Here is a 17,538-nt window from a genome sequence, read left to right as displayed (position 1 = left end):
GAACCCGGAAAAAAATAACGCGGGGTGGAGCAGCCCGGTAGCTCGTCAGGCTCATAACCTGAAGGCCGCAGGTTCAAATCCTGCCCCCGCAACCAAATATCCATGCGATCCCAAAAGCCCCCTACGTGGGGCTTTTGGCGTTGAGCCCGCTCGCGAAGCCAGCAATTGCCCTTTAAGCTGTGCTGAAGCAAGGCGCTGTTGGAGAGGTCTTTTTGACGTGCTCCCCGATGCAATGCGGGTCATCATATCGTTTTGAGCGGAAGCGACAAACTGCTGCTGCATCACGTCGATGACATCCATGGACGCCATGATATTGGCGATGTCGCCATGGACCTGCAGGGCTGCCGGTTGGTGGCCGGGCGTTTTGCCGATCACGACAGTCTGGATGAGATCACGCACGATCGGCATCAGGCGCCGCTTTGCATGCTCGTCGGCATTGCTGCGGGCGAGGAAGATCAGAGGGAGCCAGCTTCTCATACATATATTGGAACTCACCCGCCCTTACCCGGCGATCAGAGCAAGGCCCGGGGGGCGCCCTGGCCAGCGTGATGCAGCATGTGGTTTCACTGCCCCGGGAATACCCCGAGGTGATCCTTCATGGTGTGCGGCTTGCATCGATGCTCCGTGCCACCTCCATGATGATCCGGCTATAATCACGAGCCGATTCGAGCAAAGGCCAAGTCCGGCAGAACGCCTAAGACAGTGTCTATGCTCAAGACCTGCCCTCAAGCGGCGCGGCGGGTTGTTTCTTCGCCCATGCGGAACTGCTGGAGAAGTTCTGACAAGGTGGCGGCTTCCTGCGCAAGGCCTGCTCCGGCCGCGTTCATCTCCTCGACCATCGCCGCATTCTGTTGTGTCGCCTGGTCCATATGGTTCACGGCTGTGTTGACCTCCGAAAGCCCGCTCGACTGTTCCTGCGCAGCCGTTGCAATTGCGTCCATGTGCTGGTTGATCAGCTGGACCAGACCAGCAATCTCGTGGAGGCCGGAGCCGGTGTCATTCACCAGCTTGACGCCCTCCGATACGGCCGTTTCCGAATTGCCGATCAGCGTCTTGATCTCTTTTGCTGCAGACGCGGAACGCTGGGCAAGCTCGCGCACTTCCTGGGCCACGACGGCAAAGCCTTTGCCCGCCTCACCGGCACGCGCGGCCTCAACACCCGCATTCAGGGCGAGAAGGTTGGTCTGGAAGGCGATCTCGTCGATGACACCAATGATCTGGCTGATTTGGCGCGAGGCATCCTCGATGCGGCTCATCGCCGTCACGCAATTGCCGACCACGACGCCCGAGCGCTCGGCACGACCGCTGGCATCGCGCACGATGGTGCGGGCTTCGCTCGCCCTCTGCGAGGTGTTGCGGACATTGGCGGTGATTTCCTCCAGCGCGGCTGCCGTCTCTTCCAGAGAGGCGGCCTGCTGCTCTGTCCGTCGCGCCAGGTCGTCGGACGCATGTGAAATTTCAGAAGAACCGCTGGTGACGGCACGGCCGGCATTGCCAACACTCACCAGAACGCCGCGCAGCTGACGGACCGAAGCATTGAAGTCGTGACGCAAGGCCTCGAACTGCGGGGCGAACTGATCGTTGATTTCGCACAGCATGTCGCCTGCCGCCAGACGCTTCAGCCCACCTGCAAGAGCGCCGGTTGCCCGGTTCAGCCGCTCTTCGGCTTCGGCCTCGGCAAGCCGCTGCACTTCGACGCGTTCAAGCTCGGACCGTTTGCGGTTCTCATCGGCTTCTTTCTCAAGCTGCGCATTGCGTATGGCCGCCTGTCGGAACACCTCTACAGATTGCGCCATTGCACCAATTTCATCCTGTCGGCTGGTGAACGGGATCTGCGACTGCGTATCTCCCTCGGCAAGAGCGCCCATGGAACGGGTCAGGATACCGATCGGCATGGCCACGCGCCGGGCCACGACCATCATGCCGGCAATGGTCACCGCGACGGCTCCCAGGAGCAGGAGCCCGTAGGCGATGACGCTGGCGAGTGCTGCGTCTGCCAAGGCGTTCGCCTTGTCATCCATGATCTTCATGGAGCCGACGACGACATCTGCGATCGCCGCCTGCGACTTGGAGCTCGGGGTGAGCCAGTCATCGAGCGCGACACCAACCGGTTCGCGAGCGACGACCTTGTTGAACATGGAATCGCGCATTTCGGCGACAGGTCCGGTGAAATAGCCCGCCTCTGCCTTTTCGAGCAATTGCTTCAACTCGGCGGACACCGTCGGGTGATTGATCAACGTCCGCACCTGCAGCCAGCTGGCATTCACCTTGGCGTCCTGAGCAACGAGTTGAACGATGTCGGCAGTCGAGAGCGCACCGCCCGCGGCCGCAGCCTTGTTGATAACGATATTCTCAGCGCCCGCCCCCGAACGGGCCGCCCAGGAGTTTGCCCGGATCTGCAAAAGGTCGGTCAGGCCGTTGTCGAGAACGCGGATAGCCGCTTCCGTCATGTTCGCATTGGCTTCAAGATCGGTCAGAACGGTGTCGCCGAAAGACATCTGCTTCGTGTTGACGTCCTTGTTCCGTTTCTCCAGCGGCAGCGCGAGCTGCGCATCGATCTGCGGGCGCATCGAAACGATAGTGTCGTAGTTTCCCTTGACCTTCGTGAGCATGCTCGAGAATTCGGAACGATCTGCCAGTAGAACGGCCTGTTCGATCGCCTTCATGGCGGCATCGACCTTTTGACGATCGACGGGAATAGCCGCCAGTGTCGAGCCGGCCTTTTCTGGCGTGGTGATCATGGCCGTGTTGGTATGACCTCGTTCAAGCCGGTAGTTCAACAGGAAATCGAACAGCGACTTGTCAACGGCCGTCAAGGCGGCGACCTTGGTGAAGGTGTTGTAGGTGGAGTAGGACGTCAAAAGCGATTTTGAAACCACAGCGCCCAAGGCGAGGCTGATCACGAGGAAGACGGACACGAGGACGTTTCTGATAGAAAACATGATAAGCCCAACCGATGAATGTTAGGCTCATTCCGTCACATTTGAGTAAAGCCCTACTAACTGGTGCACTACAAGAAATAGGGGGTGTTTATTTTAAAACGTTCCTTGAGTAATGCGACACAGATTCACAATGAGACTTGGCCACATCAGGCGAGTTTGGGTGATCCGGGCTGATGGGACCCTGAACACCCACCTTCCGTCATATGCCACCAGGGTCAGTCCAGAGAACACGTGGCCCCTCGCTATCAAAGTGCGCCATTCGTCGAACCGCCTTGCGTCGTAACGAAAGTTTCCGCAGGTGGTTGGGCGTTATGCGAGGAAGGCCGTGCCTTCTGACAAAACAGCCTTCGCAAGCAGTTTACAACAATGCACGGCTGTGCAAATGTCCGTTCATCGCATTTCTGGATGACGCGGATGCTCGACGACAAGGTGGATTTCTGCAGGCAAATCATCATTCGTGCAGGCGAACTGGTGATGCAGGGCTTTGGACAGGTTCGCGCTGTGCAGATGAAGGGCCGCCAGGACTATTTGACCGAGTTCGACGGGCGCTGCGAAGCGTTCCTGCGCAAAGCCATTGCCGAAGCATATCCGGACGATGGCTTCTTTGGCGAGGAGGGAGGCGGCAGCGATGCGTCCAAACTCTGGGTCGTCGATCCAATCGATGGCACGGCCAATTTTGCCCGCAACATCCCGCATTTCTGCATCGCGATCGCCTATGTCGAAAACGGTCGGGCTGAATTCGGTGCGATCTATAATCCGGTGCTGCGTGAACTTCACTTTGCGCGGCGCGGTCTCGGCGCAACCCTTAATGGGCGGCCGATCCACGTCTCCAGTGTCGCTGCGGCGGAGGCAGCAACGGTGGAGCTTGGGTGGTCTTCACGCATTGAAAAGCAGGACTATCTCGGTGTGATGGACGGTTTGCTTGAGTTCGGCTTCAACGTTCGTCGAGCAGGCTCCGGCGCACTCGGACTGGCTTACGTCGCGGATGGGCGCAATGAAGCCTATGTCGAGCGCCACATGAATTCCTGGGATTGCATGGCTGGATTGCTGATGGTCGAAGAGGCAGGCGGGAGGGTCTGCTCATTCGAAGGTGGCGAAAAGATCCTGTGCGGTGGTCCTGTGCTGGCAAGCGTGCCGGATCTTGCCGAGCCGATCAGTCATATTATGCGCATACCGCTTGCCGCGTCTCGGGAGGAGACGCGTTAAGGCACATTTTGCCTTGTCGGGGCAGTGTGTCATAAAACCGTTGCACAGCTGTGCAATGTTCATTGGTATTGGAGGGACCGATGGAAGGCTACCTGAATATATCACACACCCGCGTGCGCTACGGTGAGAACGAGATTCTGAAGGGGATCGATCTGTCCGTGCGCAAGGGCGAATTCGTCGCCCTGCTTGGCTCGTCGGGGTGTGGCAAGACAACCTTGTTGCGCACCGTTGCGGGCTTCAACACACCCACCGAAGGCACGATTTCCATTGGCGGCCGCGACGTGACGCGCCAGCCGCCAGACAAGCGCGGCATGGCGCTGGTGTTTCAGTCCTACGCGCTCTGGCCCCATATGACGGTCGATCAGAACATCGGTTATGGTCTGAAATTGCGTCGCGTTGAGCGGGAGGCGGCGCGCCAGCGCATCGACGAGATGAAGGCGCTTCTCGGACTTCAGGCCTTGGGGCACCGCAAGCCCGCCGAACTTTCCGGCGGCCAGCGCCAGCGCGTCGCCCTTGGCCGTGCGCTTGCCATCAATCCGGACATCCTGCTGCTCGATGAGCCGCTCTCCAATCTCGACGCGCGCATTCGCCTCACGGTTCGTCACGAAATCAGCGCCTTGCAGCGCCGGCTGGGCATCACCGCCGTGCACGTGACCCATGATCGAGAGGAAGCCATGGTCATGGCCGACCGCATCGTCATCATGAATGGCGGTGAGATCGCCCAGGCCGGCACCCCGCAGGAGGTCTACAACCAGCCGAACTCGGACTTCGTGGCGGCGTTCATGGGCGCCGAAAACATCGTCGAGATCGATATTGAGGTGTCCGGCAGCAGCATCGGCATCTCCGAGGGCCGCAACAACCGCAAAGCCGTGATCGACCGCGGTGATCGACCGCTTGTCTCAGGGCCTGCGATCGCTCGTTTCCGCAGCGAAACAGTGCGCATGACCGCGGCGGCGGACGCTGCATCTGGCGCGCACCGGGATGGTCTTGTGCTGACCGGTCAGGTTGCGCAGGTGAGCTACCCCGGCGGGCTCTGGCGCCATGTCGTCCATCTTGGCGACACCAGCCTGATTGTGGACGCCGCCGCCCGCTTTGAAGAGGGCGCGTCCGTCGACATCACGGTGCCCGACACGGCGCTCTACATTTTTCCGCGCCCGTAATTTCGCGTGGCCCGCTTGAGCCTTGGCGGGCTCCCGCAACACCCCGTTCCATGCCTCGCATACACTTCAACTGTCTGTAATCACCTCGAAAAGGACTGATGAGATGAAAACCCTTGCCTATTCTCTGCTCGCCCTCGGGCTGACAACCTCGCCGCTCATGGCTGAAGATCTGACCGTCATGACGGCTGGTGACCAGAACATGGTCGATTACATCAACGACTATCTGGGTCCGCTGTTTGAAAAGCAGAACCCGGGCGTCAAGGTTCGCGCCGTCGGCACCGGCCCCGGTGATGCCGGATCGCAGAAAATCCTGGAGCGCTTTGATGCGCAGGCCGGCGCCAATGTTGCCACCTGGGATGCTGATGTTGCCGTGGTGCATGAAAAGTTCGTCGGCCCCATGGTCGAGAAAAAGTATCTGGCGAAGTATCGCGACCAGATCGAGAGCGGCAAGCTGGTGACGCGCGAGAATGCCAAGATGGCGCTCGGCACCAATGTCGATGGCTATGTCATGCCGATGTTCAACAGCCAGACGGCCCTTGCCTACAACCCGGCGCTGGTTGCAACGCCGCCGAAGAGTTATGACGAGCTTGTGGCCTGGGCCAAGGCAAACCCCAAGCAGTTCGGCTATAACGGCATCAAGGGCGGCGCCTCCGGTGTGAGCTTCGTCATGGGCTGGATCTATGCCTTTGCCGGCGACGGCGACAAGCTGCAGCAGGGGCCGTTCGAGGCAAGCGAAGCCGAAAAGTGGGCGCCTGCCTTTGCCAAGCTCAAGGACTTCACCACGAATGCCACGTTGACGCCCGGCAATGCCGGAACACTGGATATGCTGAGCCGCGGCGAAATCGCCATCGGCCCGGTCTGGGTGGACATGTTCTACAGCTGGAAGGCCACCGGCAAGCTGCCACCGGACATGAAGCTGGTTCTTCCCGCCCCCGGCATGCCCGGTCAGCCGATGCATTACACCATTCCGGAAAAGGCGCCCCACAAGGATCTGGCCGAGAAGTTCGTCAACCTCGCCACCAGCCCGGAAGTCCAGGCCAAGGGCATCGTCGAGCGCTTCAACTGGTATCCTGGGATTGATGCGCAGCACGTTCAGGCCAAGCTCGACAAGGCAACCTGGGAGAAGCTGTTTACCGATATCGGCCCGGCGGATCTTGCCAAGAACGGCAAGGCCTTCCCGATCGCACCCTACAACAAGGCGATCCTCGAAGCTTACGAGCGCCAGGTCGGCAACTGATCGAAGACCTGCCGGGCGGCGTGACAATCGCCGCCCGGCACTCTTGCTGCCAGAAATGGCAAACCTGATCGAAACACGAATTCGGTGAAAGCCATGCCGATCCCGCTTCTCGGACTTTTGCTGGTCATGCCAGCGCTGGTCATCGTGCTCATTCTCTTCATCGTGCCTCTGGTGAGTTCCATCACCGGGGCTTTTGCGGTGGACGGCCTGTTCGGCTTTGCCAATTTTCAAAAGGCATTCGAACTCTACAGCAGCGATATTGTCTTCACGATCGTGATCGTCAGCCTGTCTGCGGTGTTGATCGGGCTTCTCTCGGTCGCGATTGGCGGATACCTGACGCTTGGCTCCAACCCGCGCGCCGTGGCGATCCTGCGTTGGCTCTACCGCTGGCCACTTTTCGTGCCGTTCATCGTCGTCGGCCAGATTTTGAGAACCTTTCTCGCCAAGAACGGCTTGATGAACAGCCTTCTCATGCAGGCGGATATTCTGACACCCATGCAGACCACCAGCTTTCTCGATTGGCGCGGCATTGTGATTGCGTTCGTCTGGAAGCAGACGCCCTTTGTGACCTTGCTACTGGCTGGCGCAATGGCCTCGCTCGACCGCTCGATGATCGAGTCCGCTCGCAATCTGGGCGCAAGCCGTTTGCGCATCCTCATCGAAATCATCCTGCCGCAAGTGCTTCCCACCCTGCTCGTGGGTCTCATCCTGAGCTTTGTAACGATGATGTCGGTTCTTTCCGTGCCGCTGATGATCAATGCGCAATCCCCGACCATGATCACGGCCAGCATGGCCTTCCGCATCAACGCCTATGGCGATTACGGTGTCGCCAACGCACTGGGTGTCATCTCGCTCTTGACGACCAGCCTTGTGGGATGGGTCTATCTGCGCCAGACGATGAGGGAACATCGATGAAGACGACCATGATCGACCTCAAGTGGATACCCCGCGCGCTTGGCCTCGGGCTGCTGGCCTTCGCCATCTTCGGACCATTGACCAATCTCGTGCTCTGGGCGGTGGCGGAGAAATGGTATTTTCCCCATGCTCTTCCCCTGCAATACGGCTTTTCCTACTGGGTGAGCGTCTTTTCCCCGCGCGGTAATGCCACGACCTCGCTGACGATGAGCGTCCTCATCGCCTGCCTTACCGTCATCTTCTCCATCGGGCTTGCTGTCCCCGCCGGCTACGCGCTGGCGCGGCTGAAACTGCCCTTCCGCGGCGCCATCCTGCTCGTGCTCCTCATCCCGCAGGCGTTTCCGAACCTGCCGGTCTATGTGAACATCGCGCGTCTTTTCTATCAGTTGGGGCTGAACGGCACGGTCGTCGGCGTCGTCCTGGTCCATGTCACGCATGGCCTCGTCTATGCGGTATGGATCGCGACGGCTGCTTTTTCTGCGATCGACCGCGAGCTTGAGGAAGCGGCGCGATCCATGGGTGCGTCTGCGTTCAAAACCTTCTGCGATGTGACGCTGCCGATCGCAGCGCCGGGCCTGCTGGCAAGCGCCATCTTCGTCTTTCTGGAATCGCTCGACGAATTTACCGGCACCTATTTCGTCGGCGCACCCGATATCTCCACCCTGCCGCTGCTGCTCTACACGGCAGGATCGGGTGGAAATTACCAGATCGCCTCGATCACCGCGCTCATCCTGCTGGTGCCGTCCATCGCCTTCATGATCGTCATCGAACGCTTTCTCAAGGCCGATGTGCTGTCCAAGGTGGGACGCTGATGCGGGAGAAAGAAGAGACGGACATCTCCGGCTTGCCACGCTATATCAGCGCGCATGAAGTGGCCGAACGCGCGGGCGTCTCCCGCTCCGCTGTCTCGCGCACCTTCACCCACGGCGCCAGCGTCTCTGTGGCGACGCGCGAGAAAGTCATGCGTGCCGCTGAGGAGTTGGGGTATCAGGTCAACGATCTGGCGCGCGGACTTCTCGCCAACCGCAGCCAGTTGGTCGGCATGATCGCCTCCGATACGGAAACGCCCTTCCGCTCGCTGCAGATCTCGACGCTCTCGCGCCTGCTCATTGAAAGCGGTCGCGTGCCGGTACTCATCACCACCGACAGCACGGCGAGCGGGCAGGCCTCTCACGCCAATCTGCTGCGCTACCGGGCCCAGGCGACGGTGGTTCTATCGGGCATGCCCTCGCGCGCCTTCATCGAACTTGCCCAGCGCAATGGACAGCCGCTCATTGCCGTCGGCCGCAATGAGGAAGGCCCCGACCACATCCGCGTCAACAACAAGCTGGCCGCTGCCACGGCCGTCCAGGTCTTTGCGGCGCGCGGAATGCAGCGCGTTGGCATGGTCACCTCGGCGGTGGGCAGCCCCAATCTTCTGGAGCGCGAGCAGACCTATGTCGACGCCGCCCGCGCGGCAGGGCTTGAGGTCTTCGTGGAACGTGCCGAGCGCACGGATTATGAGGGGGGCAGCCTGGCCGCCTCACTGTTGCTGTCTCCCGCACGACGCGTTGAAGGCGTGTTCTGTGTCAACGACCTGATGGCGCTGGGGCTCATGGATTATGCCCGCAACATGCTGGGTCTGCGGCTTCCCGAAGATCTCTCGGTCATCGGTTTCGATGACATTCCGGAGGCGAGCTGGGGCGCCTACAGGCTGACGACCTTCCAGCAAAGCGCCGAAAAACAGGCCCGCGAAATCCTGCGTGTTCTCGATCTGCGGCTGGCAAATCCCTCCGCTCCGCCGATGGTGACGCAGCTGGATGTGCCGCTCATCATGCGCGACACGGTGCGGTCGATGACGCTGGACCGGACATCGCCCGCCCCATAAAGAACGAGAGACATCAAACCATGAGCGATTGGCATTCCATCTGGCTGCAACCGGCAGCCCCCGATCTTGAACGCCTTGAGGCAACCGTCAACCGGCTCGCCGAACAGTTCGGTACGCCGCGTTTCGCGCCGCATCTGACGCTCGTCGAGGACATGCAAAGAACAGCCCAGGATCTTGCCGGCGTTCTCGACCGGAATTTTGCCGGAGAGACCGCCTTCTCGGCCGCCGTCACCACCATCCACGGATTGCCGCAGTTCTTCCGCTCGCTCTATGCCGGCTTCGAACCGGCCGGTCGGCTCAAGCATCTGAAGGCCCGTGCAGTCGAGGCTTTCGGCACCGGTTCTGTCGATACCTTCATGCCGCATATCTCGCTCGCCTATGGCGTGACGGCCGAGCAGCGGGCAAGCGTATTTGCCGCCCTCGAACGGGAGTTTTCAGGCGAAACCATCCGCTTCGACGCCGTTGCCGTGATCAGCTCGGCACAATCCGTGCCGATTGAGAACTGGCAGGTCGTTCACACGCTGAGGCTCGGCTAGAGCAACGCCAGCAAGACCAGGCGCTGGCCTTGCACCGATGCAGCCCGTGTGGCGAGAAGTGGGCTTGAACTCGTCAATGCCCTGTGGAGGGTAGGTGAGGCTGCTTCCAGGCCAGCATGGCGACACCGGATGATTTCTTGTGAAAGGATGATTGTGCGTAGAGGAAACCTGCATCTAATGATTGAGTACGTTTTTCCTTAATTTACCGCGTGCATTTTCGATGGCGTAAGACAGGTTTGCTAGTGCTCTGGTGTGGGAGCTCTTGGATGAACATGATCAGCGCCAGATTGAAGTTGCAGGAATTCATCTCCGTCCGTTCGGACAATCCGGACCTGTTGAAAGCGCAGTACCGCGCCTTCACGCGCCAGATGCCGATGATGTATTTCATATTGCTATCGAGCACGTGGGCGCTGGCGATCACGCATCTGAAACTGGCGCCGGTCTGGCTGACCGTCGGCATTCCCCTAGCCTTTACGATAGGGTGTGCGCTCCGAATTGCCTTCTGGTGGCGCACGCGCGGCCTCGATCCTGAGCCGCAGGTTGCCTATGCAGCGCTGCGGCGCACGAACCGTCTCGCAGTCGGAATTGCCACGGCATTTACGCTCTGGTCATTTCTGCTCATTCCCTACGGAGATGCCTACACACAGTCACACGTCGCCTTCTACATGGCGATCACAGTGATTTCCTGCATCTTCTGTCTGATGCATGTCCGCTCGGCTGCTCTCACGGTGACGCTTATCGTCAACGGCGCCTTCATCATCTTTTTTCTGGCCTCGCAGCAGCCGACCTTCATTGCCATCGCCATCAACGTGTTCCTGGTGTGCGGTGGCATGATGTCGATCCTGTCGACCAATTACCGCAATTTCGAGCGCATGGTGGTTTCCCAACAGCGTACCGAGGCGCTCAGCAACGAGAACTTCTTGCTCGCCAATCAAGACAGTCTGACGGAACTGCCCAATCGGCGCGCGTTTTTCACCCATCTGGAAGCAGAACTGGAGAAAGCGAGGGCGGCGGGGACCCGGCTGGCCCTCGGCGTCATCGATCTTGATGGTTTCAAGCCGGTGAACGATCTCCACGGCCATTCCGTGGGTGATCGGCTGCTGGTCAGCGTCGGTCATCGACTGACCGCCAGCCTGAAGGCCAGCCGGGCTTTCAGGCTGGGCGGAGACGAGTTCGCCATCGTGGCCCCGGTGATACCAGAGGATGCGCAACTCGTTGCAAACGCCAACGCCATTTCCGAACAACTGCGCGCACCTTACCATCTTGCCGAAGGTACGGTGCATGTTTCAGCCTCGATGGGGATTGCGGTCTTTCCCACTCTCGCCTCAACGCTTGAGCAACTTTTCGACAGGGCGGATTACGCACTCTATCATGCCAAGAAGGCGCAGCGGGGTGGCGCCGTGCTGTTTGACGCAGAACACGAGCAGCAGATCAATCTAGAAGCCCGAATTCAGCATCTGCTCAAGCAAACAGATATAGAAGACGAGCTTTCGGTCGTGTTCCAGCCCATCGTCGACATCCGCAGCGGACTTGTCCGAGGCTTTGAGGGATTGGCCCGTTGGCGCAACGGCGTGCTCGGCGAGGTGCCGCCCGACAGATTTTTTTCAATCGCAGAGCGAGCCGGTATCGTGAGCGCGCTGACCCGGCCACTTCTGAAGACGGCCCTTGCTTGCGCAACCGGTTGGGAGACCTCCCTGCGGCTATCCTTTAATCTGTCGGCTCATGATCTCAACTCGCAGGACGGCGTTTCCTCCGTTATCGCAATTATTAAGGACAGCGGTTTCGATCCGAGGCGGCTTGACCTGGAGATCACCGAAACGGCCTTCGCTCACGACTTCGGGCAGGTGAGACAATCGGTCGAGTTGCTGCGGCGGCTGGGCTGCGGCGTCTCTCTGGACGATTTCGGTACCGGCTATTCCAGCCTGACACGACTGCACGCTCTTCCTCTCACCAAGATCAAGATCGATCGTAGCTTCGTCACCGACTTACACCGAAAGCCTGCCAGCTATAAAATCGTAAAATCACTCCTCACGCTCAGCCGGGATATGGAACTGGAATGCGTTGTGGAAGGGGTCGAAACGCTTGAGGAACTGGCAGTCCTCAAGGCGCTCGGGGCTCGGCTGGTCCAAGGCTATATCTTCAGCGGCCCGATGAAAGCAGACGATATCGCTGATTTCCTGTCGGCGCACGCAAATTCCCAGACACAGCCGTCAAGCTTCGCTCTCTGCAGAGCTTAGCAACCTCGCCTGCTTGGATTCTGTGGGCTAGCAACGCAGTTGCTGAACACAGGAGGCCGACCACAAGCTCCGGCACGCAAAATTTTGCCTCCTGTATGTGTAAATTTAAACAATCTAATATGCTATGGTGGGCTTGACGTTGTCTTTGTTCACAGGAAGTCGATATGCTCCCCGCCTATGGGAACCGCGCAAAGTGGGAACTGCTTGTCTGGCTTGCGGCCTTCTTAATCATCTACGGCCTTGCCCTTTGGTTCAACGGACATGAGGCCCTTGATGCATTGTTTCGCTCGCATGAGGATTATGATCTTGACGAGGTCTTCACTGCACTGAATGTGGCAGGGTCGCTTGGCCTGATTTACTCAATCTTGCGTATCAAGGACATGTCGAAGGAAATTCAGCGGCGGCTGGCTGCCGAAGAACATGTCGACTGGATCGCCTGTCACGACCCGCTGACGGAGTTGCCAAATAGGCGCTTTCTGGAGTCCGTCGTATCGCGCGGAAGTAGTCTTGCGGTCGGAGCTAAGTATGCGGTCTACAGCATCGATCTCGATGGCTTCAAGAAAATCAACGATCTTCTCGGGCATGAAAAAGGTGATCTTGCCCTTAAAGTCATTGCGCAACGCCTGCTCGGCCTCTTTGCGGACGACAAGGTGTTTCGCCTCGGCGGCGACGAATTTATCGTCGTCATCGAGCGGAACAACAATCCGGAACTGACCGCCTTGGGCAGAAGGGTTGTCAGCGCCATCTGCAAGCCAATCCTGATTGAGGGAGCAAGCATCGAATTGGGCGCAAGCGTTGGTTTTGCGCGCGTGCCGGAAGACTGTGAGTCCTTAAGAGAAGCAATCCGTTATTCCGACAGCGCCATGTACGCGGCCAAGAAAGCCGGACGTAATTGTGTGCAGGGGTTTCGCCCTGAGATGCAGGAGGAACTGGTCCGAAAGCTCCGGATGGAAGCCGATCTCAAGGTAGCCATGAAGCGAAATGAGATCCGTCCGTTTTATCAGCCGCTCGTCGACCTCAAGACGCGGGAAATTATTGGTTATGAGGCACTGGCGCGATGGGAGAGAGAGACCGGTGAGTTCGTTCCGCCGTCTGAGTTCATTCCCCTGGCAGAAAACGCGGGCCTTATCGTGCAACTGACGGACCAGTTGTTCCGCATCGCGTGCCGGGATGCCTTGGGCTGGCCGGCTCACACCATTCTGTCGTTCAATCTTTCTCCCCTCCAGCTGAATGATCGCTTGCTCAGGCTGCGGATCATCAAGGTCCTCGAAGAGGTTGGCTTGCCTGTGCACCGCCTGGAACTCGAGGTTACGGAAGGAGCACTCATCGCAGATCCGGAGACGGCACGGGATGTGCTGAATGAGCTGTCCCAGGAAGGGATCAAGATCGCCCTTGATGACTTCGGAACGGGTTTCTCAAGCCTCTCGCAACTCTCCAATTATCCCTTCGACAAGATAAAGATCGATAAGAGCTTCGTGGCAACGTTTGAAGAAAGCAACAAGCAGGGGAAGGTGGTCCGGGCGATCATTTCGCTTGGGAGTGGTCTGGGCGTGAAGATCACTGCCGAGGGAATAGAGGAGGAGGGCCAGCTTCGCCTGTTGCAGGATCTTGGCTGCGATATTGGCCAGGGGTTCCTCCTCGGCAGGCCTCAGCCAGTTGACCAGACACTCAAAGCCTCGCAAACCGATGACAGCATGGCGGGCGCTGCCCTTCGTCGAATTTGACAGCCTAAAGCCGCCTGAGATTGGTTAACGTGGGAACGATAACTGGAACAGGTAAGAGGCTGGCCCCTCGTCACCCTGCCCCAATTTACCCAGTTTTGAACTCGCTCCAGCAGCTTTGGTTTGCTCGGGGCGGTAGCGGCGCTTGCTGTTGGGATAATTCCGACTGTGCACCGCACGTCACGGATTGATCATCAGAGCAAACGCGGCAGGTGTCAGCAGCCCGAGGCCGGACTACGATTGGCAATTTTGTAATCCCGGTGCCAGCTTGAAGGCGCTGATAGAGCGTCGTCAGGCTATTTTTCCACTTGACGTATTTGGATCGTTCCATATGGTAATTGGAACGATCCAATAAGGGCGGCTTTCGGGGAGGGAAGGATGAGGTGGGCTCTTGTGGGCGCGAGTACGATCGCGTCGCAACACATGATCCGGGCGATCCGAGCCCAAGCGGGCGGCGAGGTTGCACGTGTTGTCAGCGGCTCCCGGGATCGTGCCGAGGCTTATGCCGTCGAGCATGGCATTCCGGCCTACGGCGCCGATCTCACTGAAGCTCTGGCCGATCCGACCATTGAGGCCGTCTACATTTCCACGACAAACGAGAAGCACCTGCCACAGGCGCTTGCCGCCATTGCCGCCGGAAAGCATGTGCTGTGCGAAAAGCCGCTGGCCATGACCGTTGCCGATGCTGCCGCCATGGTGCGCGCCGCCGGCGAGGCGGGCGTGACATTCGCGACCAATCATCATCTGCGCTGCTCCGGTAGCCACCGCGCCGTCCGCGCGCTGATCCGCGAGGGTCGCGTCGGCAAGGTTCTTTCGGTGCGCGTTTTCCATGCCGTGCACCTGCCGGAAAACCTGCAGGGCTGGCGCATCAATTCGGTGGCAGAAGGTGGCGGCGTCATTCCCGATATCACCGTGCATGATGCCGATGTCGTGCGATTTCTGCTGGACGAGGACCCGATTTCGGTCGTGGCGCAGGCGACAAGCTCTGGCATGGGGCAGGGCGTTGAGGATTCCGCCATGTCGGTCTGGGCCATGCCATCCGGCGCGATGGTCATGAGCCACGAGAGCTTCACCCATCCCTTCGCCGGCAGCGGTCTCGAAGTCCACGGCACGCAGGGCTCGATCTTCGCGAGCGGCGTGATGACCCAGAAGCCGGTCGGCGAGATCGAGCTGGTCGATGCCGCAGGCCGCCATGCGATCCCCTTCGATGTGCATGATCTCTACATCACCGGCGTCGCCGAATTCGAGGCCGCCGTGCGGGGCGAGGGCCAGCCTGCTGCAACCGGCATCGATGGCGTGAAGTCGCTGGCCGTTGCCGCAGCGGTGCGCGAGGCCGCGGAAACGGGCGCGCGCGTGACAATCAATTATGGAGGCACGACGTGAGCAAGGTCGTCAGCGCGGCAGAGGCCGTTGCGCGCATTCCCGATGGCGCGGTGGTCACCGTCTCCTCGTCCTCGGCACTCGGCTGTCCTGATCTGGTGCTGAAGGCGCTGGGCGAGCGCTTCGACGCGGAAGGCCTCCCGCGCAATCTCACCACGCTGCATCCGATTGCCGCCGGTGACATGTATGGCGTGAAGGGCATGGATCATATCGCCAAGGACGGGCTGCTGACCCGCGTGCTTGCCGGCTCCTATCCCTCCGGCCCGTCGAACCTGCCGATGCCGGAAATCTGGAAGATGATCGTCGAGGATCGGGTTGCGGCCTATAACGTACCGTCGGGCGTGATGTTCGATATGCATCGTGAGGCCGCCGCCCGCCGTCCCGGCGTTCTCACCCGCGTCGGCCTCGAAACCTTCGTCGATCCGATCCGCCAAGGCTGTGCGATGAATGCGAAGGGCGCGGCCGAGCCCATCGTGTCGCGCGTCGAATTCGGCGGTGAAACCTGGCTACATTTTCCCAATATCGTGCCGAACGTCTGCATCCTGCGCGCAACGACGGCGGACGAGCGCGGCAACCTCACCTATGAGCATGAGGGCGCCTATCTCGGTGGGCTGGAACAGGCGATTACCGTGCGTAACCATGGCGGCCTCGTGATCGCGCAGGTCAGCCGCACCACGGCGGCGGGAAGTCTGCGCCCACATGACGTGCGCGTGCCCGGCCACCTCGTCGATCTCCTCGTTGTCGATCCGCATCAGAAGCAGACCTGCGAAACGCCTTACGACCCGGCGATCTCCGGCCAGATCATGCAGCCCTGGTCGAGCTTCACACTGGCGGAGCATGGCGTCGAGAAGGTCATTGCGCGGCGCGCGGCGATGGAGCTGAAGGGCGGCATGACGGCCAATCTCGGCTTCGGCATCAGCGCGCAGGTGCCGCGCATCCTGCTCGAAGAAGGCCATCCGGATGCTGTCACCTGGGCGATCGAACAGGGGGCCGTCGGCGGCATGCCGCTGACTGATTTCGCCTTCGGCTGCGCCTCCAATGCGGACGCCTATGTGCCCTCGCCCCAGCAGTTCATCTATTTTCAGGGCGCCGGCTTCGATGTCTCCTTCCTCTCCTTCTTGGAGGTCGATGTCGAAGGCAATGTGAACGTCTCCAAGCTCGGCAAGAAGCCCTATCTGACAGCCGGCTGCGGCGGGTTTGTCGATATCACGGCGCATGCGAAGAAGATCGTCTTCTCCGGCTGGTTCGAGGCGGGCGCGGAGATCGTGCTGAGCGACAGCGGCATTCGCGTCGCAAAATCCGGCAAGTTCACCAAGATGGTCGAACGGGTCGAACACGTCACCTTCTCCGGCAACCGCGCGCGGGCACAAGGACAGGATGTGCTCTATATCACCGAGCGCTGCGTCATGCGGCTTGGCGATGGCGGGCTGGTCGCAACCGAAATCATGCCGGGCATCGACCCGCAGGCGGATATTGTTGGTGCCTCGCAGGGTCGGGTTCGCGTTGCCGAAAACGCCACGACCATGCCGGCAAGCCTCTTTGGCGATCAGCCCATGGGGTGGACGCCATGAGCGACGTGCATCTCGACATTCGCGGCCGCATCGCGGAAATCCGGTTGGACAATCCGGCGAAGCTCAATGCCTTCACGGTCGACATGCTGGCGCGGCTCGCCGCCCATCTCGACACGATCGAACGAGACGCGCAGATCGCCTGCGTCCTCGTCACCGCCGAGGGCGAGAAGGCCTTCTGCTCGGGCGCCGATATCAACGGCTGGGGCGATCTGACGCCGGCCGAATTTGCCCGCCACTGGGTGCGCGGCGGCCACCGCATCTTCGACCGGCTGGCGCGGCTCTCCAAGCCGACGATTGCCGTGCTGAACGGCCACGCCTTCGGCGGCGGGCTGGAGCTGGCCTCCGCCTGCGACATCCGCGTGATGACGCCTCGCGCGACGATCGCACTCCCCGAAGCCGCCGTCGGCATCGTGCCGGGCTGGTCGGGCACGCAGCGGCTGGCGCGGCTGCTGCCCGAGCCGGTGCTGAAGGAAATGGCGCTCTTCGGCCGCCGGATCAGCGCCGAGCGGGCGCTGCAATTCGGCTTCGCCGCCGAGGTAGGTGAGGATGTCCGGGCGCTCGCGGAAGCAATCGCCGCGCGCGTGACGGAACTTTCGCCCCGCGCCGTCGAGATCGCCAAATCCATGATCCACGCCGCGAAAGACGAAGATGCCGGCGCAATGATCGAGGCGCTGGGCAGCGCCGCCATTTCCGCCAGTGACGACCGCAATGAAGGCGTTGCCGCCTTCAGGGAAAAGCGCAAACCCACATTTTCCGGACAATGACC

General features: G+C 60.3%; 14 protein-coding genes and 1 tRNA gene. 14 read left to right on the top strand and 1 reads right to left on the bottom strand.

Annotation, left to right across the window (positions count from 1 at the left end; genetic code table 11):
- Positions 1–18: 18 nt before the first annotated feature.
- Together J2858_RS07480 and J2858_RS07475 are read left to right on the top strand one after the other, a co-directional pair.
- Positions 19–95 (top strand) — tRNA-Met (locus tag J2858_RS07480).
- Positions 96–252: 157 nt separating this feature from the next.
- Positions 253–549 carry a hypothetical protein gene (locus J2858_RS07475; protein WP_210104058.1) on the top strand — a complete coding sequence of 99 codons (297 nt, stop codon included), beginning with the start codon at positions 253–255 and terminating at the stop codon, positions 547–549.
- A 176-nt stretch (positions 550–725) separates the two neighbouring features.
- Here the strand turns inward: J2858_RS07475 and J2858_RS07470 are convergent, their stop codons facing one another.
- Positions 726–2,942, bottom strand: a complete 2,217-nt coding sequence (locus J2858_RS07470; RefSeq protein ID WP_210104057.1) for a methyl-accepting chemotaxis protein — start codon at positions 2,940–2,942, stop codon at positions 726–728.
- 414 nt (positions 2,943–3,356) lie between these two features.
- Between J2858_RS07470 and J2858_RS07465 the strand changes: the two genes are divergently transcribed.
- The 12 genes from J2858_RS07465 to J2858_RS07410 all read left to right on the top strand — a co-directional run bounded on the left by J2858_RS07465 (position 3,357) and on the right by J2858_RS07410 (position 17,536).
- Entirely contained in the window at positions 3,357–4,148 is a 792-nt protein-coding gene (locus tag J2858_RS07465) for an inositol monophosphatase family protein (RefSeq protein WP_245365566.1), read from the top strand.
- 80 nt (positions 4,149–4,228) lie between these two features.
- Positions 4,229–5,308: an ABC transporter ATP-binding protein gene (locus J2858_RS07460; protein ID WP_210104055.1), complete on the top strand. Its 1,080-nt coding sequence runs from the start codon at positions 4,229–4,231 to the stop codon at positions 5,306–5,308.
- A 103-nt stretch (positions 5,309–5,411) separates the two neighbouring features.
- Positions 5,412–6,545 carry an extracellular solute-binding protein gene (locus J2858_RS07455; protein WP_210104054.1) on the top strand — a complete coding sequence of 378 codons (1,134 nt, stop codon included), beginning with the start codon at positions 5,412–5,414 and terminating at the stop codon, positions 6,543–6,545.
- A 93-nt stretch (positions 6,546–6,638) separates the two neighbouring features.
- Positions 6,639–7,460: an ABC transporter permease gene (locus J2858_RS07450; RefSeq protein WP_210104053.1), complete on the top strand. Its 822-nt coding sequence runs from the start codon at positions 6,639–6,641 to the stop codon at positions 7,458–7,460.
- A complete protein-coding gene (locus J2858_RS07445; protein ID WP_210104052.1) occupies positions 7,457–8,272 on the top strand; it encodes an ABC transporter permease in 816 nt (271 codons plus the stop codon). The genes J2858_RS07450 and J2858_RS07445 overlap by 4 nt, the downstream gene beginning before the upstream one ends.
- On the top strand, positions 8,272–9,327 hold the full coding sequence (locus tag J2858_RS07440) for a LacI family DNA-binding transcriptional regulator (protein ID WP_210104051.1): 1,056 nt from the start codon (positions 8,272–8,274) through the stop codon (positions 9,325–9,327). Before J2858_RS07445 ends, J2858_RS07440 begins: the two co-directional genes overlap by 1 nt.
- Before the next feature lie 20 nt (positions 9,328–9,347).
- Positions 9,348–9,863 carry a 2'-5' RNA ligase family protein gene (locus J2858_RS07435; protein ID WP_210104050.1) on the top strand — a complete coding sequence of 172 codons (516 nt, stop codon included), beginning with the start codon at positions 9,348–9,350 and terminating at the stop codon, positions 9,861–9,863.
- Positions 9,864–10,129: 266 nt separating this feature from the next.
- Positions 10,130–12,100 carry a putative bifunctional diguanylate cyclase/phosphodiesterase gene (locus tag J2858_RS07430; protein ID WP_210104049.1) on the top strand — a complete coding sequence of 657 codons (1,971 nt, stop codon included), beginning with the start codon at positions 10,130–10,132 and terminating at the stop codon, positions 12,098–12,100.
- Positions 12,101–12,264: 164 nt separating this feature from the next.
- Positions 12,265–13,824, top strand: coding sequence for a putative bifunctional diguanylate cyclase/phosphodiesterase (locus J2858_RS07425; protein ID WP_210104048.1), 1,560 nt, complete (start codon positions 12,265–12,267; stop codon positions 13,822–13,824).
- 375 nt (positions 13,825–14,199) lie between these two features.
- The gene (locus J2858_RS07420; RefSeq protein ID WP_210104047.1) at positions 14,200–15,204 is read left to right on the top strand and encodes a Gfo/Idh/MocA family protein; all 1,005 of its coding nucleotides are present in this window, start codon (positions 14,200–14,202) and stop codon (positions 15,202–15,204) included.
- The gene (locus tag J2858_RS07415; protein WP_210104046.1) at positions 15,201–16,772 is read left to right on the top strand and encodes an acyl CoA:acetate/3-ketoacid CoA transferase; all 1,572 of its coding nucleotides are present in this window, start codon (positions 15,201–15,203) and stop codon (positions 16,770–16,772) included. Before J2858_RS07420 ends, J2858_RS07415 begins: the two co-directional genes overlap by 4 nt.
- Entirely contained in the window at positions 16,769–17,536 is a 768-nt protein-coding gene (locus tag J2858_RS07410) for an enoyl-CoA hydratase/isomerase family protein (RefSeq protein ID WP_210104045.1), read from the top strand. Before J2858_RS07415 ends, J2858_RS07410 begins: the two co-directional genes overlap by 4 nt.
- Positions 17,537–17,538 lie beyond the last annotated feature (2 nt).

Source organism: Neorhizobium galegae, assembly GCF_017877135.1.
Taxonomy (GTDB): domain Bacteria; phylum Pseudomonadota; class Alphaproteobacteria; order Rhizobiales; family Rhizobiaceae; genus Neorhizobium; species Neorhizobium galegae_A.
This window is presented reverse-complemented; position numbering and strand designations above follow the sequence as displayed.

Excerpts from the sequence above, each read along its gene's own strand:
- J2858_RS07470 (WP_210104057.1), bottom strand. The coding sequence starts at position 2,942 with ATGTTTTCTATCAGAAACGTCCTCGTGTCCGTCTTCCTCGTGATCAGC.
- J2858_RS07465 (WP_245365566.1), top strand. The coding sequence starts at position 3,357 with ATGCTCGACGACAAGGTGGATTTCTGCAGGCAAATCATCATTCGTGCA.
- J2858_RS07460 (WP_210104055.1), top strand. The coding sequence starts at position 4,229 with ATGGAAGGCTACCTGAATATATCACACACCCGCGTGCGCTACGGTGAG.
- J2858_RS07455 (WP_210104054.1), top strand. The coding sequence starts at position 5,412 with ATGAAAACCCTTGCCTATTCTCTGCTCGCCCTCGGGCTGACAACCTCG.
- J2858_RS07450 (WP_210104053.1), top strand. The coding sequence starts at position 6,639 with ATGCCGATCCCGCTTCTCGGACTTTTGCTGGTCATGCCAGCGCTGGTC.
- J2858_RS07445 (WP_210104052.1), top strand. The coding sequence starts at position 7,457 with ATGAAGACGACCATGATCGACCTCAAGTGGATACCCCGCGCGCTTGGC.
- J2858_RS07440 (WP_210104051.1), top strand. The coding sequence starts at position 8,272 with ATGCGGGAGAAAGAAGAGACGGACATCTCCGGCTTGCCACGCTATATC.
- J2858_RS07435 (WP_210104050.1), top strand. The coding sequence starts at position 9,348 with ATGAGCGATTGGCATTCCATCTGGCTGCAACCGGCAGCCCCCGATCTT.
- J2858_RS07430 (WP_210104049.1), top strand. The coding sequence starts at position 10,130 with ATGAACATGATCAGCGCCAGATTGAAGTTGCAGGAATTCATCTCCGTC.
- J2858_RS07425 (WP_210104048.1), top strand. The coding sequence starts at position 12,265 with ATGCTCCCCGCCTATGGGAACCGCGCAAAGTGGGAACTGCTTGTCTGG.
- J2858_RS07420 (WP_210104047.1), top strand. The coding sequence starts at position 14,200 with ATGAGGTGGGCTCTTGTGGGCGCGAGTACGATCGCGTCGCAACACATG.
- J2858_RS07410 (WP_210104045.1), top strand. The coding sequence starts at position 16,769 with ATGAGCGACGTGCATCTCGACATTCGCGGCCGCATCGCGGAAATCCGG.